Source organism: Nonomuraea sp. NPDC049624 (assembly GCF_040675255.1).
In the GTDB taxonomy this organism is placed as follows: domain Bacteria; phylum Actinomycetota; class Actinomycetes; order Streptosporangiales; family Streptosporangiaceae; genus Nonomuraea.
The window spans coordinates 101,526-119,559 of the sequence record NZ_JBFAOR010000010.1; the positions used below are offsets into that span (position 1 = coordinate 101,526).

At 73.2% G+C, this 18,034-nt stretch carries 12 protein-coding genes; 6 read left to right on the forward strand and 6 right to left on the reverse strand.

Annotated features, from left to right (window positions below; genetic code table 11):
• The first annotated feature begins 54 nt into the window (after window positions 1-54).
• Window positions 55-1,740 (forward strand): tetratricopeptide repeat protein, encoded by a 1,686-nt coding sequence (locus tag AB0J76_RS36980; protein WP_352322817.1) that lies wholly within the window; start codon window positions 55-57, stop codon window positions 1,738-1,740.
• 83 nt (window positions 1,741-1,823) lie between these two features.
• On the opposite strand, the gene AB0J76_RS36985 is transcribed toward AB0J76_RS36980, so the two are convergent.
• Together AB0J76_RS36985 and AB0J76_RS36990 are read right to left on the reverse strand one after the other, a co-directional pair.
• Window positions 1,824-3,374 (reverse strand): alpha/beta hydrolase, encoded by a 1,551-nt coding sequence (locus tag AB0J76_RS36985; protein WP_352322816.1) that lies wholly within the window; start codon window positions 3,372-3,374, stop codon window positions 1,824-1,826.
• 187 nt (window positions 3,375-3,561) lie between these two features.
• A complete protein-coding gene (locus tag AB0J76_RS36990; RefSeq protein WP_352322815.1) occupies window positions 3,562-6,741 on the reverse strand; it encodes an amidohydrolase family protein in 3,180 nt (1,059 codons plus the stop codon).
• Between the two features lie 305 nt (window positions 6,742-7,046).
• Here AB0J76_RS36990 and AB0J76_RS36995 point away from each other — a divergent pair, with 305 nt between their 5' ends.
• Complete coding sequence (locus tag AB0J76_RS36995) at window positions 7,047-7,487, forward strand: hypothetical protein (RefSeq protein ID WP_352322814.1); 441 nt, start codon at window positions 7,047-7,049, stop codon at window positions 7,485-7,487.
• A 16-nt stretch (window positions 7,488-7,503) separates the two neighbouring features.
• Here the strand turns inward: AB0J76_RS36995 and AB0J76_RS37000 are convergent, their stop codons facing one another.
• Window positions 7,504-8,151 carry a TetR/AcrR family transcriptional regulator gene (locus tag AB0J76_RS37000; protein WP_352322822.1) on the reverse strand — a complete coding sequence of 216 codons (648 nt, stop codon included), beginning with the start codon at window positions 8,149-8,151 and terminating at the stop codon, window positions 7,504-7,506.
• 289 nt (window positions 8,152-8,440) lie between these two features.
• Here AB0J76_RS37000 and AB0J76_RS37005 point away from each other — a divergent pair, with 289 nt between their 5' ends.
• Both AB0J76_RS37005 and AB0J76_RS37010 read left to right on the forward strand, forming a co-directional pair.
• Window positions 8,441-9,664, forward strand: a complete 1,224-nt coding sequence (locus tag AB0J76_RS37005; protein WP_352322813.1) for an oxygenase MpaB family protein — start codon at window positions 8,441-8,443, stop codon at window positions 9,662-9,664.
• A gap of 200 nt (window positions 9,665-9,864) precedes the next feature.
• A complete protein-coding gene (locus AB0J76_RS37010) occupies window positions 9,865-10,764 on the forward strand; it encodes an aminoglycoside phosphotransferase family protein (RefSeq protein WP_352322812.1) in 900 nt (299 codons plus the stop codon).
• A gap of 73 nt (window positions 10,765-10,837) precedes the next feature.
• Here the strand turns inward: AB0J76_RS37010 and AB0J76_RS37015 are convergent, their stop codons facing one another.
• The 3 genes from AB0J76_RS37015 to AB0J76_RS37025 are packed head-to-tail and all read right to left on the reverse strand — an operon-like array spanning window position 10,838 to window position 13,762.
• Entirely contained in the window at window positions 10,838-12,067 is a 1,230-nt protein-coding gene (locus tag AB0J76_RS37015) for an epoxide hydrolase family protein (protein WP_352322811.1), read from the reverse strand.
• On the reverse strand, window positions 12,057-12,539 hold the full coding sequence (locus AB0J76_RS37020) for a MarR family transcriptional regulator (RefSeq protein ID WP_352322810.1): 483 nt from the start codon (window positions 12,537-12,539) through the stop codon (window positions 12,057-12,059). Before AB0J76_RS37020 ends, AB0J76_RS37015 begins: the two co-directional genes overlap by 11 nt.
• Window positions 12,540-12,586: 47 nt before the next feature.
• A complete protein-coding gene (locus tag AB0J76_RS37025) occupies window positions 12,587-13,762 on the reverse strand; it encodes an ROK family protein (protein WP_352322809.1) in 1,176 nt (391 codons plus the stop codon).
• Between the two features lie 201 nt (window positions 13,763-13,963).
• On the opposite strand from AB0J76_RS37025, the gene AB0J76_RS37030 reads away from it, so the two are divergent.
• Both AB0J76_RS37030 and AB0J76_RS37035 read left to right on the forward strand, forming a co-directional pair.
• Window positions 13,964-15,604 carry a beta-N-acetylhexosaminidase gene (locus AB0J76_RS37030; protein ID WP_352322808.1) on the forward strand — a complete coding sequence of 547 codons (1,641 nt, stop codon included), beginning with the start codon at window positions 13,964-13,966 and terminating at the stop codon, window positions 15,602-15,604.
• Window positions 15,601-17,973: a phospholipase D-like domain-containing protein gene (locus AB0J76_RS37035; protein ID WP_352322807.1), complete on the forward strand. Its 2,373-nt coding sequence runs from the start codon at window positions 15,601-15,603 to the stop codon at window positions 17,971-17,973. The genes AB0J76_RS37030 and AB0J76_RS37035 overlap by 4 nt, the downstream gene beginning before the upstream one ends.
• Window positions 17,974-18,034: the final 61 nt, after the last annotated feature.

Sequence of the window (18,034 nt, forward strand, 5' to 3'; positions counted from 1 at the left end):
TGCCGAGACGGCGGGCGCTCTCGGGTGCCCGCCCCTGCGGTTCCCGGTGCGGCCGTGAACCGCTACGACTGCCATCGCGGCCACGGGCCCTACGCCGGGGTCGCCGGATTCCTCGCCACGATCGCCGCCGACCGTCCCCGCCTGGCCGCCCGCCATCGGGTCGAGCTGTACGCGATCGCCCCCTGGCTCGACCGCACGGCGCGGCCGGCCGTCGAGGAGGAGCCGATCAGGTTCCACCCCGCCCGCCGCACCGCCTGCCTGGCGTACGGCGCCGCCGAGTTCGCCGCCGCCTGGGCCGGCACCCTCCGCCGCCCGGTCACCGTCACCTTCGACCACGTCGCGAACGCCGACGAGACCACCGCCGAACTGCTGGACACCCTGGTCCCGCGGACCGCCGCCACCCCGCTTCACCTGGACCTGCGTGCCGACGGCCCAGCCGAGCCGCCGCCGCTCCCCACGGCCCCGGACGCCGTCCGCGCCGCACTCGGCGACGGGCTGGCCCGCGGCTTCTACCACCACGCGGCCCGCGTCGCCGCCCACGGACGCACCCTCGTCACCCCGGACGGCGACCTGCGGCAGTGGTGGGCCTGCACCACCGGCCTGGCCACCGCCCTGGCGGCGCTGGAGCGCGCCGAGGAGGCGCTCGCTCTCTACGACGAGGCCCGTGCCGCCACCGACGACCCGAAGATCAACATGTCCGCCGCGTACGCCACCGCCATGTTGTACGCCCGCCACCTCCCGGCCGTCCGCCAGGACCCCGCGCAGGCGCGGCACTGGCTGGAACAGGCGCTCGACCTGGCGCGGCGCGTGGACGACCCGCGCCACCAGGTGATCTCCACCGTCTTCTACGAGCAGGGCCTGGCGTTGCTGGACGCCAGGGCGGGCGCACCCGGCCAGGCGCTGCGGCTGGTCGACGACGGCCTGGCCAGGCTGACCGCGGTGCTCGCGCCGGGCGAGCACCCGCAGCACCTGGCCCGCCTGCGGCACAACCGCGCCCAGGTGCACCTGGCGCTCGGCGACCCGGAGCGGGCGCTGGCCGACCTGGACAGTGTGATCGCCCACGATCCGGACAACAGCGAGTACTACGTGGACCGGGCCGCCCTGCACCGGGCGGCCGGTCGCGTCCAGGCAGCGATCAAGGACTACGGCACCGCCATCAGCCTGGGGCCGCACCTGCCCGAGGCCTACTACAACCGCGCCGTGCTGCACCTGGAACGCGGCCGCGACGACCGGGCCCGCGAGGACCTGGAGCACGCGCTCGCCATCGACCCCGGCCACCTGGACGCCCGGATCGCCCTGGTCAACGCCCACCTGGGGCGCGGCGCGCTCGACGCCGCCGAACGGGAGGCGCTGGCCGGCCTCGCGCTGGCCCCCAAGGATCCCGCGCTGCTGTGCACGCTCGGCCTGATCCGCTCCGAGCGCGGCGAACCGGCCGAAGACCTGTTCACCCAGGCTCTGGAGGGCGACGAGACGCTGGTCGAGGCGTGGACCAACCGCGCCGCCGTCCGCTTCGAACGCGGTGAGGTGACCGCCGCCGTGGCCGACCTGGACCGGGCGGTGGCCCTGTCGGCCGCGCCCGAGCCGCGCTACAACCGGGGCACCGCGCTGGCCCGGCTCGGCCGCTGGGAGGAGGCGGCCCGCGACTTCACCGACGCGCTCGCCCAGCCCGGCCTGGACCGGGCGCTCCGCCGCGACCTGCGCGCCGAGCTGGCCCGCTGCCGGCGCGCCCGCTCCGGCTGACCCGCTCCGGCTGACCCGCTCCGGCTGACCCGCGCCGGCTGACCCCCGTCGGGGTCAGCCCGCCGATCGATGCGCGGCCGGGGTCACCCCCGGCCGGTCCTGTCGCAGGTGGTGTCCTCGCCGGGCAGGACGCCGTCCACCAGGTACCGGGTGACGGTGGCGTCCACGCAGGCGTCGCCCGCGGCGAGGTAGGCGCCGTGGCGGAAGGCGCCGCGCAGGGTGACCATGCGCGAGCCGCTCAGCGCCCGGTGCATGGACCGCTGGCCGGCGAAGGGCGTGACGGGGTCGCCGTCGGCCCCGACGACCAGCAGCGGGACGTCGTTGCCGAGCCCGGTGGGCGCCTCCACCGGCGCTGTCGGCCAGAACGAGCAGGGGCCGAGGTTGCGGGTCATCGGCCCGAACAGCGGCTCGTCCGCGCGGTGGGCCTGGATGTCGCGGTAGTACGACTCCAGGTCGCGGGAGGCGGCCCGGTCCGCGCAGAGGATCGGGGTGCCCGCCCGGTCCTCGGCCGGCCCGGACCCGGTGAACAGGCCGTCGAGCGTCTCCTTCAGCGACGCCGGGACGGTGACCGCCTCGCCGCGGGCGGCGCCGGCCAGCGTCCGCACCTCCGCGGCGAAGCCGGCGTACGCCTTGGCGCTGTCGTCGTAGAGGCGGACGAACAGCAGGTAGGGGACGTGGTGGGCGTCGATCCGGTACCCGCCGACGCGCAGCGGACGACGGGACGCGGCCCGGTTCACCCGCTCCACGGTGGCCAGGACGTCGGCCTCGGTGGCGCCCAGGCCGTACTCGGAGTCGCGGGCGGCGGCCCAGGAGGCCCAGTGCCTCAGCGCGGCGTCGATCGCCGGGCCGTTCGCGGACAGCAGGTCGGGGCCGTAGACGTCCGGGTCCACCGCGCTGTCCAGCACGAACCGGTCGGCGCGGCCGCCGAACAGCTGCGTGTAGACGGCGCCCAGGTAGGTGCCGTAGGAGTAGCCGAGGTAGGACAATCCGGGCTCGCCGAGCGCGGCGCGGATGACGTCCATGTCGCGGGCGGTGTTGCGGGTGGAGGCGTGCGGCAGCAGGTCACGGTTGCCCTGGACGCATCCGGCGGCCAGCTCCTGCATGAGCGTGGCGCTCTCGCCGAACGTGCGGCGGGTCGGGCCGGCCGACCTGGTGGGGGTGTCGGTCGTCCACCGGCAGCGGATCGGCGTGCTGCGGCCGACGAAGCGCGGATCCATCCCGACCAGGTCGTAGCGGGCCGCGACGGCGGGCATGAGCCTGCCGAGCAGCGGCCGTTGCAGCCCGCTTCCGCCCGGCCCGCCGGGATTGATCAGCAGGACGCCCCGGCGCGCGCCGGGATCGGCCGCCTTGATCCGTGAGATCGCCACCGACACGGTCCGCCCCCGGGGCCTGCGGTAGTCCAGCGGGACGGTCACCTCGGCGCACTGGGCGCCCGCCGCGTCCAGAGCCGCGCCGGCGTCGTCGCCAGGACCGGTCGCGCAGCGGTGCCAGGCGAGCGCCTGACGGTGGAACCTCGCCAGGGCGTCGGTCCCGTTGCCGCGCCTGACGTCCGCCGACGCCTGTCCGGTGACCGCCATCCCCGCCAGCAGGGTCGCGCTCGCGGCGACGGCTGTGACGATCTTTCGTGCACGCACAGAAGGCCCCCTTTTCTGATGATGTCGGCACCGACGCTAGGGGGTCGTGCGATTGATCTTGATCGGCCGAACGGCCGACCGGGATCGGCCGTACGGACATTCCGGCGTCCTGACCCGGACGGCCTGGCCCGCAGCAGGTACGCCTCTCCCGCGACACCCGCGCCGGGCCGCCGCGCGCGGGGCTCGGTCAGTGGCCGTCGCAGCAGGCGGTGCGGGCTTCGTCGAGGTGGGCGGGGTCGTTCCACCAGTGGGCCGCCGTGCTCGGATGGACGGGGACGCGGGCCTTGACCCGGCCGGCGGGCGCCGCCTGGCCGGCGGCAGCGGTGGCGGTAGTGGTCGTGGCGGACGGGTAGGGCGCGAGCAGCTGCTCGACGGTGTGGTGCCTGCCGCCGACGACGACGGCGGTGACGTTGGCCGCGTCCTCGATGCGGGACAGCGGGTCGCCGTCGACGATGGCGAGGTCGGCGTACATGCCCTCGGCGATCCGGCCCAGCGGGAGGCCCAGGTAGGCCCCGGACGTGCTGGTCGCGGAGGTGAGCGTCTCGCGCGGGGTCAGGCCGTACCGGACCATGGCCCGCAGGTTCATGTGCAGGCTGACCCCGAGGTGGTCGATCGGCGCGTCGGTGCCGGCGGTGACCACGCCGCCGCCGCGGATCATCGCCTTGAGCTGCGCGACCTGGTTGGCGAGGTTCGTCCGGACCACCTGGACCGTCGCCGGGTCGGCGGTCTGCGCCGCGGTGACCGTCGCCCGGAGCGCGGCCGTCCGCCAGTTCGGGTAGAGCCGGCGCACCCGTTCGTCGGTGACCAGCGAGGTGTCCTCCCGGTACAGGGACGAGGAGTTGAACAGGGTGGGGGTCCTGGCCATCTTCGAGGCGTTGAACATGGAGATGACGTCGGAGTAGCCCGAGCCGACGTTCGTGACGGTGCGCGAGTAGCCGAACCGGTTGGTGGCGCCGACGTGCTCGGTCTGGTCGCCGCCCATGGCGATCGCCGGGTAGTGGTAGTGCGAGCTGACCGGTTTGCCCTGGCGGTGAGCCCAGTCGATGACCTCCCGGTGCCAGACGACCGGCAGCCGCACGTAACACTTGAGCAGGTCGTAGTCGAGGGCGGCGGCCCGCCGCAGTTCGAGCCGCAGCTGCTCGTGCGAGTACGTCGGGCGCATGAAGTTGTAGTAGATGCGCGCCCCGTCGATGGCCTCGCCGGTGCCCAGGTAGCGCGGCGCGAGCCGGGCGCCCGACTGCACCGACTCCCGCTCCTCGACCATGTGGTACGCGGGCGAGCCCGGCGAGCGGGTGGTGGTGACGCCCAGGGCCAGCCACAGCGGACCCTGCCGCGACCCGTAGGCGTAGCCCTGCATCTCGCGGTGGTGGTGGATGTCGATCAGGCCGGGCATGACGAGCCTGTCGCGGGCGTCGATCAGGTCGCCGGGCCGTCCGTCCCGGTGCGGCTCGATCGCGGCGATGCGCTGGCCCCGCACGACGATGTCGACGTCACGGACGACGTGGCCGGAGACGCCGTCCCACATGCGGCCCGCGTGGATGACGACCTGGTCGGGGCCGGGGTCGTTGCGCCAGGTCAGCCGCACCGGGACCGGCCGGGCGGGCTTCCCGTCGAGGCTCGCCCGCTTCAGCCGGCCCTCGTTCAGGTAGAGCAGGGTGGCCGAGTCGCCGGCCCAGACGGGGGCGTCGGACACCTCGCGGGTGACCTGACGGGCCGCGCCGGTGGGCCGTCCGGACGGGGCGACGGGCAGCACCCACAGGAGCGACTCCATGGCGAAGGCGAGCATCGTGCCGTCGGGCGACCAGACGGGGCCGTCGTCGCCACGCGTCTGCAGGGACCGGTGGGGCGCGGGGTCGACGTACGTGCCGGCGCCGGTGGCGCGGTCCACGAGCAGGATCTTGGACAGCCCCTCCCGGTAGCGCCGCGAGTACGGCACCACCGCGGCCATCGCCAGCGTCCTGCCGTCGGGGGACCAGGTCGGGCGGCCCGGCTCGAAGGTCGCGTCGTAGATCTTCTGGCGGTCGCCGGTGGAGACCTCCACGACCCACAGGGCGCCGTCCTGGTCCAGGTAGGCGATCTCGCTGCCGTCCGGTGACCAGCGGACCGACAGGGCGGCGGAGTCGGTCAGCCGGGTCACCTGCCGGTCGGCGCCGGTGTCCAGCTCACGCACCCAGACGTTGAGCGTGCCGGTGCGGTCGGTGACGAATGCCAGCCGCCGCCCGTCGGGGGAGAAATCCGGGTCGGCTTTCCACCAGCGGTCCCGGAAAAGCGGTTCTGGGGTGCCGCCGGCGCGCATCAGATAGATGTCGTTGAGCGCTCGGAAGGCGATGGCGGAGCCGTCCGGTGAAACGGCCGGGCTGCCGATTCCGACGACCGGGAATGAGCCCGGCTCGTCGAATACCCGGGCTTTTTTCCGGTACTTCGGAGTGGTCGTCGTCAGCGCGGCGGTGAATCCGACCGTGCCGGCAGAGGAGGAGCCGAGGCGGCGGACCTTGATGGCGCCCGCGGAGGTGTAGTAATAGCGTCCGTCCGCGGCGAAGCGGGCGCGGAACGGGAACACCTCCTCGCCGGTGACGAGCGCGCCCGCGGTGCCGGCCAGGTCGTTGGCGCCCGAGTGGAAGTGGTGGTAGGCGAGGTCGACGCCGTTCGGCAACCAGGACGGCTGGTGGACGACCTGCCCGGCGGGCACCGTGACCGCGGTGTCGCGCCTGCCGGTGGCGACCTCGACGACGTCGATCCTGGTGTCGGCGACGACGAAGGCGATCTTGCTTCCGTCGGGCGACCAGGCCGGCTCGTACTCCTCGGCGGAGCCGTCGGTCAGCACGCGGCTCGCTCCGGTGGCGACGTCGAGCAGGTGGATGCCGTAGCTGCCGCCCGCGTCGGAGGAGTAGGCGATGGTGCGGCCGTCGGGGCTGTAGCGGGGCTCGCGGTGGTCGTACGGGCCGGTGGTCAGCTTCCTGATCCCGGATCCGTCGGGCCGGATCGTCCACAGGTCGAAGACGCCGTCGCGGTACGACTGGAACACGATCGTCCTGCCGTCGGGGGACCAGTCGGGCTGGGCGATGTCGTACAGGTCGCTGGTGAGCCTGCGGGCGGCGCCGCCGGAGGCCGAGCAGACCCACAGGACGCCGAGCAGGTCGAGGGCGAGCAGGCGGCCGTCGGGCGAGGGCGCGACGGCGAAGTCGGTGCCGGAGGTGACGGCCGTCCGGCCGGCGTCCCGCGCCACGCGGGCCCGCGCCGGCGCCGCCGGGGCCAGCGCGGCGGCGAGCGCGGCGCCGCCACCCGCCAGGACGGCCCGCCGGGACGGCCCTGACCTCGATCCGGACGGGGCGGCGGAGACGTCGGAGTGAACGGGGGCGTGAGACATCGCGAATTTCCATTCCACTGTTCAGGTGGTCGGCGAAAGGCTGAACGTGACGACGCGCGATTCATGGTCCCAGACGAATTGTCTGATCGCCTCGGAGTTCATCTGATCGGCCAACATTGCGTGGCTGGAATATGCCTTCAGGAAAGTAGATATGTCGGTCAAAAGAATAAGTCAAGAGGGACGGGCGGGACGGGATCGCCGGCAGAAGTGGGGCCAGCCCCACCCACCCGTACGGCCAGCCCCATGTTCCGGCCCGGTGGGTGCTTCCTAAGCTCGCTGCCACAACGACACGGAGGAGACAGACCATGACGAACCCCGGCGACCTGACGCCCGCGACGACGGCCCTCGGCGACGCCCGTGCCCAGGAGGCCCTCGCCACGGTGAGGAAGTGCGTCATGCTCTTCGGGGTCGTCGGTGTCATCGTGCTCGGCGTGGTCGCGGTGATGGCGTTCACCGGCGGCGAGGCGTCCTCCTTCATGTGGGTCCGGGGGGTCGTGCTGGTCGCGATGGCTCCGCTGCTCCACCGGATGACCGTCCGCGCCGCGGAGGGGTCGTACAAGGCGTTCGACCGGGTGCGCACCCTGTCCACCGTCGTGCCGATCGCGATCATCGGCGTGGACCTGATCCCCGGCCTCTGCCCGGCCTGGTACGCCGTGCTCCAGGGCCTGTCGGCACTGGCCCTGGCCGGCGTCGCCTTCGTCACCCGCGGCGCCGCGCTGCGCGCCGCCTTCCCCGGCGGGAAGTGAGGCCCGGGCCCGCGCGTCAGGCGGGCGGCTGGAGCATGGGCACGAGGAAGCGCCTGGCCACCTCGGCGAGCTGCCCGTCGTCGTCGAGGTCGATGACGGCGCTGGGGATGGCCAGGAAGGAGGTGGAGATGCGCACCATCATCTCCGCCACGAGGTCGGCGTCGAGGCCGTCGGACACGTTGCCCGCGCGTTGCTCCCGGCGGAGCTGGCCGGCGACGAACTGCCGCACCGTGGCGAGGGTCTGGCCGCCGTCGGTCATCAGGGACGGCACGAGCAGGTCGGGCTCGGTGGCGATGAGACCGCCGATCAGCGGGTTGCCGCGGATGGCCCGCAACGAGCTGACGAAGCCGAGGACCACCCGGTCGGCCGGCGTGCGGGCCTGCTCGATGTCGATGAGGAACTGGTCGAAGTAACGGCGGAACTCCCGGCGCACCACATGCTCGACCAGCGTGTCCTTGCTGTCGAAGCGCCGGTAGACGGTGATCCGCGACACCTTCGCCAGACGCGCGACGTCTTCCATGGTGGAGCGCCTGATGCCCATCCGGCAGAACTGCTCGTAGGCCGCGTCGAGGATGCGCGCCCGCAGCTCGTCGGGGTCGCCGACGCGTTCGACGGCGTCGACGAAGGCGCGCTCCAGCAACGACGCCGAGCCCGACGGCGCCATGAAGCCGGACAGCACGGATTCCACGCTCACCTCCTGGATCGATTCTGCCTCAGGGGCGGGTCTTGTGATGTCCATCACAACGTGCTCTCATGATGATACACAGACTCATGGTTTGTTTCTCAGTATCACCCACTTCTCGGCTCCGGACGAGAAGGAGGAAGCGGCGTGGGAGAACTCAGCAGGCGTGATTCCGGCGACGGCGACGGCACGCGCTCCCTGTTCGGTGGATCTCCGGCGAGCCGATCGAGACTGCCCTGAGCGGGACCCCCATCTCGAAGGAGTGCAGAGCATGGCAGAGCTGAGCAGGCGCGAGATCCTGATCTCGGGCACCGCCCTCGGAGCCCTCGGCGCGCTGGGGATCACCTCCCCGGCCCAGGCCAAGACGCTCGCCGACGGCTGGGAGTGGCCGGCCGGCGGCTCGGTCGCGGGCTCCGGCAGCGGCGCCGACCCCCGCTGGGTGTGGGACGACGTCGCCGACCCGCTCCTCGCCTCGCTGTTCGACCGCGGGGTCATCCCCGAGGTCAACCGGCTCCTCTACGACTGGAACCGCAACGACCAGCCGCTGCCCGCCGGGCTGCCGGCCGACCTGCGGGCCTTCATCGAGCAGGCGCGTCAGCTCCCGTCCTGGGCCGACCAGGCCAAGCTGGACGCCGCGTCGCGGTTCCACGCGCTCAAGGGCAACTACATCGTCGTGCTCACCATCGTCGGGGCCGGCATGCTGGCCACCGCCATCCCCAAGGAGGCCCGCGCGGTCTACTACTCCGCGGGCGGCGCCGACCTGAAGGACCGGGTCGCCAAGACGAACGTCCTGGCGTACGCGGTCAGGCCCCAGAACGCCTGGGGGCCCGGCGGCACGGCCGTGGTCGAGGCCGTCAAGACCCGGCTGGTGCACGCGGCCGTGCGGCACCTGCTCAAGTCGTCCCCCCACTGGCCGGGGCCCATCCCGATCAGCCAGGAGGACATGCTCGTCACGTGGCACACCCTGGCCACCTACTCCATGCGCGGGATGCGCGAGTGGAAGGTGCGCATCTCCGCCGCCGAGTCCGCGGCGTACCTGCACTCGTTGCAGCTGCTGGCGCACATGCTCGGCATCAGGGACGAGTTCATCCCCGCCACCTGGGACACCTCCTACGCCCAGTCGGACATCGTCCTGCCCAGGAACATGGGGCCGACGCCGGAGGGCCTGGAGCTGAACGACATCCTGCGCGACATGCTCGCGGAGCTGACCAGCCCCGGCAGCATCGACAAGCCGCTCGTCAACGCGTTCTCCAGGTACCTCACCGGCAACCAGGCGGCCGACTGGAACGGCATCCCGCGCGAGCCGCTGTGGGACCCGGTCGTCAAGACCGCCTGGCCGCTGCTGGTGGCGTTCAGGGAGGGGGTGATCGGGCTGCCGCTGGTGCCGGCCGCGGCCTGGCTGCTCGACGAGATGATCAAGAAGTGGACCACCTTCTACCTGACCAAGGGCGCGCAGACCAAGATCGTGATTCCGACCGGCAACCGCCCCGGCTGACCCCGGCGTCTCCTCTCCGGGAACGCGTGCAGGACGCGGGCGACACCCGTGGGGCAGGGCCCCTGCCCCACGGCCGTGCCGGGTCGCAGTCTCGCGCCGGGTGGCGCGCCTTCGATAATCGGGTCGACAGGCGGGCTCGCGGTGCACTGTGATGGTCCGGCCGCCCGCCGCACGGAGCGGGCCCGTCGCTGGAGTCGTCCTTGGCAGTCCCGGGAATCGCGCCCGTCCGCCCCACGATCGACGCCGCCCTGGTCAGGAGGCTGGTCGACACGCAGTTCCCGCAGTGGGCCGCGTTGCCGCTGCGGCTGCTCGACCCGGCGGGCTCCGACCACGTGATCTACCGGCTGGGCGAGGAGCTGTCCGTCCGGCTGCCCCGCCATGCCGACGCCGTCGGGCAGGCCGACAAGGAACACGAGTGGCTGCCCAGGCTCGCGCCGCGGTTGACCCTGGCCGTACCGGTGCCGGTGGAAGTGGGGGAGCCGGGCTTCGGCTACCCCTGGCGGTGGGCGGTGTCCCGCTGGCTGGAGGGGGAGGTGGCCACCGTCGAGGCGCTGGCCGGCTCGTCCGTGGCCGCCGAGGGGCTGGCGGAGTTCCTGGTCGCCCTGCAGCGGTTCGCGCCCGAGTGCGTCCCGTCGCTGAAGGACCGGTACGACCTCGCCGGGCAGCCGCTCGCGGGCCGGGATCGCGCGACGCGGGCCGCCATCGCGGCGCTCGGCGGCGTGTTCGACGGCGCCGCCATGACCAGGCTGTGGGACGCGGCCATGAGCGCCCCCGGCTGGGACCGCGCCCCGGTCTGGTTCCACGGCGACTTCCACACCGGCAACGTGCTGACCGTCGAGGGCCGCGTCAGCGCGGTCATCGACTTCGGCGGGCTCGGCATCGGCGATCCGGCCGCCGACCTGATGATCGCCTTCACCCTGATGTCGGCCGGCAGCCGGGCCGCCTTCCGCGCCGCGCTCGGCGTGGACGAGGCCACCTGGACCAGGGGCCGCGGCTGGGCCCTGGCCACCGGCCTCAACGCCTACACCACATACGCCGCCGTCAGCCCGAGGGTCGCCGCGCAGACCACCCGCCAGATCACCGAGGCCCTCGCCGGCTAGACCGGTGCTGCCCGGAAAGCTCTGATCGCACCCGCCGCGACGCCGCCCGGCCCGGCCGCGCCGGAAGGGGGCGTCAGCGGTGGGGGCGGAAGGTGCGGCGGAGGTCTGCGACCCACTCGTCGGGGATCTCCCACGGGATGAAGTGCCCGCCGCGATCGTGGCAGGTGATGCCGGCGTGGTTGTACCAGGCGGCCCGGTCGCCGTCGAGGAAGCTGCGGATCCGCTGCTCGCCGGTGGTCACGCCGGGCGGGTTCTCGAAGCCGACGAACGTGATGCCCGTGGGCGCCTCGACGACCGGCCACCGGTCGTGCGACGGCGTCCAGGGGTAGCGGTTGTTGTTGGCGTAGGTGCGGATCGAGCTGTCGATCGTGTTGCCCGCCCAGAAGATCGTCGCGTGGGTGAGCAGGTCGTCCTTGGTGAAGACGGTCTCGACGTCGCCGTGGTTGTCGGACCACTTCGTCCAGCGTTCCAGGATCCAGGCCAGCATGCCGGCGGGGGAGTCGGCCAGGCCGTGGCCGAGCGTGGCCGGCGCCAGCATGTGCGCCGCCAGATGCACCGCGAACCGCCGGTCCAGCTCGACGAACCGGGCGTGCACGTCGGCGGGCAGGCCGTCCGGGATGGGCAGGCCGCCGCTCAGGTCCCAGGCGCGGTCGCCGTTGAAGAGGGTGAGCTTCTGCGCCGAGCCGATGTGGATGGCGTACAGCTCGCCGGCGTACTTGTGGCCGAGCTGCCCGGTGACCAGCGCCCCGACGTCGCATCCGGCGGCGGCGTACCGGTCGTGGCCGAGGACGCCGGTCATCAGCTCGTGCCACACGTCGGCGATCTTCCAGAAGTTCATGTCCGGACGGCCGTCCAGCGGGGCCGAGAAGCCGAAACCCGGCAGCGAGGGCACGATCACGTCGAACGCCTCCGCCGGAACCCCGCCGTGGGCGCCGGGGTCGGCGAGCGGGTCGATGACCTTCGACCAGTGCCAGAACGTCCAGGGCCAGCCGTGGCTGAGGATCAGCGGCACGGGGGCGGGGCCGACGCCGGGCTTGCGCATGAAGTGCACCGGCACGCCGCCGACGTCCACCCGGTAGTGCTCGTAGGCGTTGATCGCCCGCTCGGCCGTCCGCCAGTCGAAGCCGTCGGCCCAGTAGGCGACCAGCTCACGCAGGTACTCGCCGCGCACGCCGTAGAAGCCGTCGTCGTTCCCGGCGGACGGCGCCCATCGGGTCATGGTGAGCCTGCGGCGCAGGTCGTCGAGCACCTCGTCCGGTACGTGCAGCGGCTCGGGGCGCAACGGGAAGGGGTCATGCGTCAAGGGAACGGTCCTCCTGGTCTTCGACCCGCGTGGCGATCTCGGTCAGGCGGCCGAGGACGCCCGCGTACCGGGCCAGGTCCGCGCGCTCGTCGTCGCTCAGGTGCGCCACCAGGCGGGCGACCCGCGCCACCCGGTCGGCGCGCCGGGAGCGGACGATGTCCCTGCCCTCCTCGGTGAGGGTCAGCAGGACGGCGCGGCCGTCGCGCGGGTCGGGGCGGCGCGAGACCAGCCCGTCCCGTTCGAGCTTGGCGACCAGGCTGGTGAGCGCGGGCTGCTTGAGCTGTTCCGTGGCCGTCAGGTCGGTGAGCCGCATGGGCCCCTTGCCCGCCAGGGTGTGCAGCACGGACAGGGTCGAGAAGTTGAGCCGCCTGACCGAGGGCAGCCGGATGAAGTACGCGTTGAAGTCCTCGATCGCGCCGACCAGCGCGTCGAGGTCGAGGGCGGGACCGGGATCCGCCTGAGAGGACGCCACGCCTCACTTATATCGAACTTCGATATAAATGCGCTACATTCGGTGAGCTACACCATTAATGAGGACGGCGGCGCCGCTACCGACAGGTCGATCTCCGGGTCGAAGAGCACCTTGGCCAGGTGCTCGACGCCGTGGCACACGGCCCCGATGGCCACGCACTCGTCGCCGAGCACGGAGGCCCGCAGCTCGGGCGTGCGCAGGCACATCGTCTCCAGCTCGACCCGCAGCGGCTCCATGAGCACGTCGGCCGAGCGCGAGAACCCCCCGCCGAGCACCACCAGGTCGGGATCGACGGTGAGGGCCATCGCGGTGGTGGCCAGCGCGAGCACCTTGACGTAGCGCAGGACGGCCCGGCGGGCCTCGACGTCACCCTGCCTGGCGGCCTCGAACACGGCCCCCGCGACCGCCTCAGGCGGCGTGCCGGGCTCGACCGAGGGGACGGCCTGCAAAAGCTCGCCCACGTGACCGAGGTTGAACAGCGGATGCACGCCGATCTCCCCGGCGGCGCCGCCGCTGCCGCGCAGGGGCACCCCGTCGAGCACGACGGCGGCGCCGGCCCGGCGGCCGACGTGCAGGAAGATCAGGTTCCGCGCGTCGCGGGCGATGCCCCTGCGGCACTCGGCCAGCGCGGCGAGCCTGCTGTCGTTCTCCACCAGGACGGGGCAGCGCAGCCGGTCGCCGAGGTGGTCGGCCAGCGGCACGTCCGACCAGTCCTGGATGGCCCGCGAGAGCACGACGCGCCCCTGCAGGTCGACATAGCCCGTGCTGCCCGCGACCGCGAGCCAGACGTCGGAGGCGGCGGTGCCCGAGCCGGTCAGGCAGGCGTCGACGGCCCGGTCGACGGCGGCCAGCCGCTCGGCGCGCGGCTGCTCGGGGGTGACCGGCTCGCGGGTGGTGTGCAGGACGTTGCCGTCGAGGTCGGCCACGACCACGAGCACCTTGTGCGCCCCTATGTCGAGCCCGAGCACCCGGCCCGTCTCCGCGTGGAACCGGTAGCGGCGCGCGGGCCTGCCCTTCTCGCCGCCGCTCGGATCCATCTGGACCACCCAGCCCAGCTCCATCAGGTCCTTGACCACCACCTTGATGGTGGCCCTGGCCAGGTCGGCGCGCTCGGCGAGCTGGGTCAGCGTCGCCGGCCCGCCGGCGCGCAGGGCCGAGAGCGCGGCGAGGGCGTTGAGCCGCCGGAGCCGCTGAAGGTCGCCGCCGGTCACGGAGAGCGTCACTGATGACCCTTCTTGACGAATCTTAATGGTGAGCTCCATCATAAATCCTGATCGAGGCGCTCACCCAGAAAAAAGAGGCCAGATCACGGGCATGGCCGCGGGCGGCTCGCGGCGACCGGAAGCCGAGCGCCATGCTACGACCCGCCGCCCGCCCTGTCACCGACCGACGATCCCGCCCCCCGAACCCCCCAGGGACCTGTCTTGCTGCTGCCACGACCCGTCCATGTGACCCCAGACGGCGGGGAACCCTTCGCCCTCACCGCGACCACAGTGATCGCCGCCCCTCCCGGCCTGTCGCGGGTGGAGGGCTGGCTGCGGGCCGCGTTGTCGCCCGCGACCGGCCTGCCGCTGCCCGCCGGAGCGCCGGGGCCGGGGGCGATCGAGTTCGTCCTGACCGCCGGGCTCGGCCCGGAGGGCTACCGCCTGACCGTGCGTCCCGACGGGGTGCGCGTCGAGGCGGGCGACGCGGCCGGGGCGTTCTACGGCGCGCAGACCCTGCGCCAGCTCCTCCCGCCCGCGGCCTTCCGCAGGGGCGCGGTCGGCGAACGGGACTGGCTGCTCGCCCCGGTCACCGTCGCCGACCGGCCGCGCTTCCGGTGGCGCGGCTGCCTGATCGACGTGGCCCGGCACTTCCTGCCGAAGCCCGACCTGCTGCGGTACATCGACCTGCTGGCCGCGCACAAGCTCAACGTGCTGCACCTGCACCTCACCGACGACCAGGGCTGGCGGCTGGAGGTCAAGGGGTATCCCAAGCTCACCGAGGTCGGCGCCTGGCGCAGGGAGAGCCCGCTCGGCGACCGCCGGCACGGCGTGTTCGACGGCCGCCCGCACGGCGGCTTCTACACCCAGGACGACCTGCGCGAGATCGTCTCGTACGCGGCCGACCGGTTCGTCACCGTGGTGCCGGAGATCGAGCTGCCCGGCCACTCCCAGGCGGCCATCGCGGCCTATCCGGAGCTGGGCAACCTCGACGAACGGCTGGAGGTCGCCACCGGGTGGGGCGTCTCGCCGAACGTGCTCAACGTCGAGGACACCACGCTCGCCTTCTACCGGGACGTGCTCGACCAGGTCATGGAGATCTTCCCCGGCGAGTACGTCTGCGTGGGCGGCGACGAGTGCCCCAAGGAGCAGTGGCGGCAGAGCCCGTCGGCCCAGCGCCGCATGGCCGAGCTCGGCCTGCGCGACGAGGAGGAGCTGCAGAGCTGGTTCGTCCGCCAGTTCGCCGACCACCTGGCGGCGCGCGGCCGGCGCCTGCTCGGCTGGGACGAGATCATCGAGGGCGGCCTGCCGCCGGGGGCGACCGTGGCGTCCTGGCGCGGGACGTACGGCGCGGTCGTGGCGGCGCGGGCCGGGCACGACGTGGTCACCTGCCCCTTCACCGAGCTCTACCTGGACTTCCGGCAGTCCGACCGGCCCGACGAGCCGGTCCCGATCGGCAACGTGATCTCGCTGCGCGACGTCCACGGCTTCGAGCCGGTGCCGCCGGAGCTGACCGAGGCCGAGGCCGCCCGGGTCCTCGGCGCGCAGGCCAACCTCTGGACCGAGCACATCGACTCGCCCCGCGGGCTCGACTACATGGCCTTCCCGCGGCTGTCGGCCTTCGCCGAGGTCGTGTGGAGCCCCGCCGGCGGCGACTTCGACGACTTCCTGACGCGGCTGCGCCACCACGAGCGCCGGCTCGCCGCGCTGGGCGTGGAGTACCGCAAGGAGACCGGCCCCGAGCCGTGGCAGACCCGGCCGGACGTCCGCGGCCGGCCCCGGGAGCGGGCGGAGACCGAGGCCGAGGTGGCGGCCTGGACCCGCGGCCTGCGGCGGAACCTCAGCGAAGGGAAGCGAGCATGATCAAGCCTCTGTCCGCCGTCCTCGTCGGCCTGTCCTGCCTGCTCGGCCTGGTCACCCCGGCCCGGGCGGCGGCTCCTGAGCTGTCGGCGTACTTCAGCAGGCCGAGCGTGGACGGCACGCTCGCCGATCCGCTGCCCGCGAAGGTGCTGGAGCTGATCGGGCTGGCCGCCCCGGACTCCACGCTGCGCGTGGCGACCTTCGTGCTGGAGATCAAGGCCGTCAAGGACGCGCTGGTGGCGGCGCACGACCGGCGGGTCGACGTACGGGTGGTGTCCGAGGGATCGGGGCACAACGCGCTCCTGGACGAGCTGGCCGCGGCGGGCGTGCCCGTCACGCTCTGCGACAGGGGTTGCAACGGGCCGGACACCGACATCAGCCACCACAAGTTCCTCGTGTTCAGCCGGCTCACGGACGGCAGGACCGACGTGGTCGTGCAGAGCTCGCAGAATCTCGCCCCCGACACCGGCCTGCACCAGAACATGCTGATCAGCTCGGACGACGCCGCGCTGGCCGACGGCTACCGGCAGGTGTTCGACACGCTGGTCTCCCAGGTGCGCACCTCCTGGCGGGCGCCGTTCACCGCCACCAGCGGCAGGGTCACGGTCTGGATGGAGCCCCGCGACACCGCCTACGACCAGAGCGCCTACGGCAGCGCCGACCTGGTCGCGGCCATGATCCGGGACGTGGGCTGCCCCGGCTCGATCCGCGTCGTGCAGTCGCAGTTCGCCACGGACCGGCCGCTGGTCATCGCCGAGCTCAAGGCCAAGAAGCAGCAGGGCTGCGACGTCCAGGTGCTCGTGGCCGAGGGCAACCAGACGGCCGCGACCGCCGCCGAGCTCGCCAAGGGCGGGATCGTGGTGCACACCTTCCGGCCCGGCGGCTGCCACTACCCGGCCGGCGACACCTGCGCGCCGGACAACATCCACTCCAAGATCATCCTGGTGGACGGGCCGTCGGCGGCGGCGGGCGGCGCGCGGCGCAGCTACGTCTACACCGGCTCCCACAACCTCAACGGCGGCTCGCTGACCGCCTCGGACGACTCCTTCGTCCGCGTCGACGACCCGGCCGTCTACGCGGCCTACGACGCCGACTTCACCGCCATGAAGGACGAGGTCGTCAAGATCGTCCCCAGGGCCTACCCCGGGGCCGGGCTCCAGATGACCGCCAACGGCCCCGACGACCAGCGCGCGCCCAGGGCCGCCGCCGTGCGGTCCGGCTACACGGCCGTGGCCTGGGAGGACGACCGCGACCGCGCCTCGGTGGACGGCGCAGAGGTCTACGCGCGCATCTACCGCGACGGGCAGCCGGTGACCGGCCCCGTCAAGGTCTCGATGGGCGGCGTCGGCTGCGCCGCCGGCTGGAACCACGTGCAGCCGTCGGCCGGCGTCGACGACGCGGGCAACGCCTACGTCGCCTGGGCCGAGGACGGCGACTGCCGGGGCGAGCACAACATCGCGGTGCGCAGGCTCTCGCCGTCGGGCACGCTGAGCGCGACGATCTGGGCCAACGACCCGCAGTGGAGCGGCGACCAGACCCGGCCGAGGATCGCGGTCCGCGGCGCCGGTGGGTTCACGGTGACCTGGGAGGACGGGCCCACCCACACCGTCCGCGCGGCCGGCTACGCCTCGCTGACCGCCCGTTCCTTCGCGCCGCTCCAGGTGGGCGCGGGGGACCGGCCCGACGTGGCCGTCGACGGCGCGGGCACCGCGACCGTGGTCTGGCAGCAGGCGCCCGACGTGTACGGCAGGCGGATCTCGGCGACCGGCGCGACCGTCGCCGCCGCCACCCGGATCAACACCAACGCCGCCACCCAGCACCTGGCCCCCGCCGTGGCGACGACCCCCGGCGGCGACAGCGTCGTGGTCTGGAGCGACAACGTGGCGGTCACCGGCGGCGACGTGACGACCGTCTGGCGGGTGCGGGCGCGCGGCCTGACGCCCGCCCTGGGACAGAGGTTCGCGGAGACCCCCGTCGCGTTCGGCAGGTACGCGCCGAACACGCCCTCCGACGGCGGCAAGGAGTACCCGCCGCTCTGCGGGAAGGTGGACCAGACCTACCGGTGCGCCGTCCAGGGATCGCCGTCCGTGGCCGTCGAGGACACCGGGCGGTTCGTGGTCGGCTGGACCGAGTCCGACCTGTGGAACGCCGGCCGCTCCCACGAGGTGTACGCCCGCGGGTTCAACGCCGACGGGACGACGACCGGCCGCTTCCCCTGCGAGCGCATGAACCCCAACACCGCCGGCGACCAGTCGGGCACCGCCGTCGCCGCCGACGGCAGCGGGTTCCACCTCTTCTACGTCGAGGACTTCGACGCCAACGGATACGGCGACGTCGTGGCCAGGACCGGCTTCACGAACACCGGACTCTGAGCCCCCGCCCCGCCGAGATCCAGACCCTGATCATCATCCCCCCGACGCCTTCTAGAGAAAA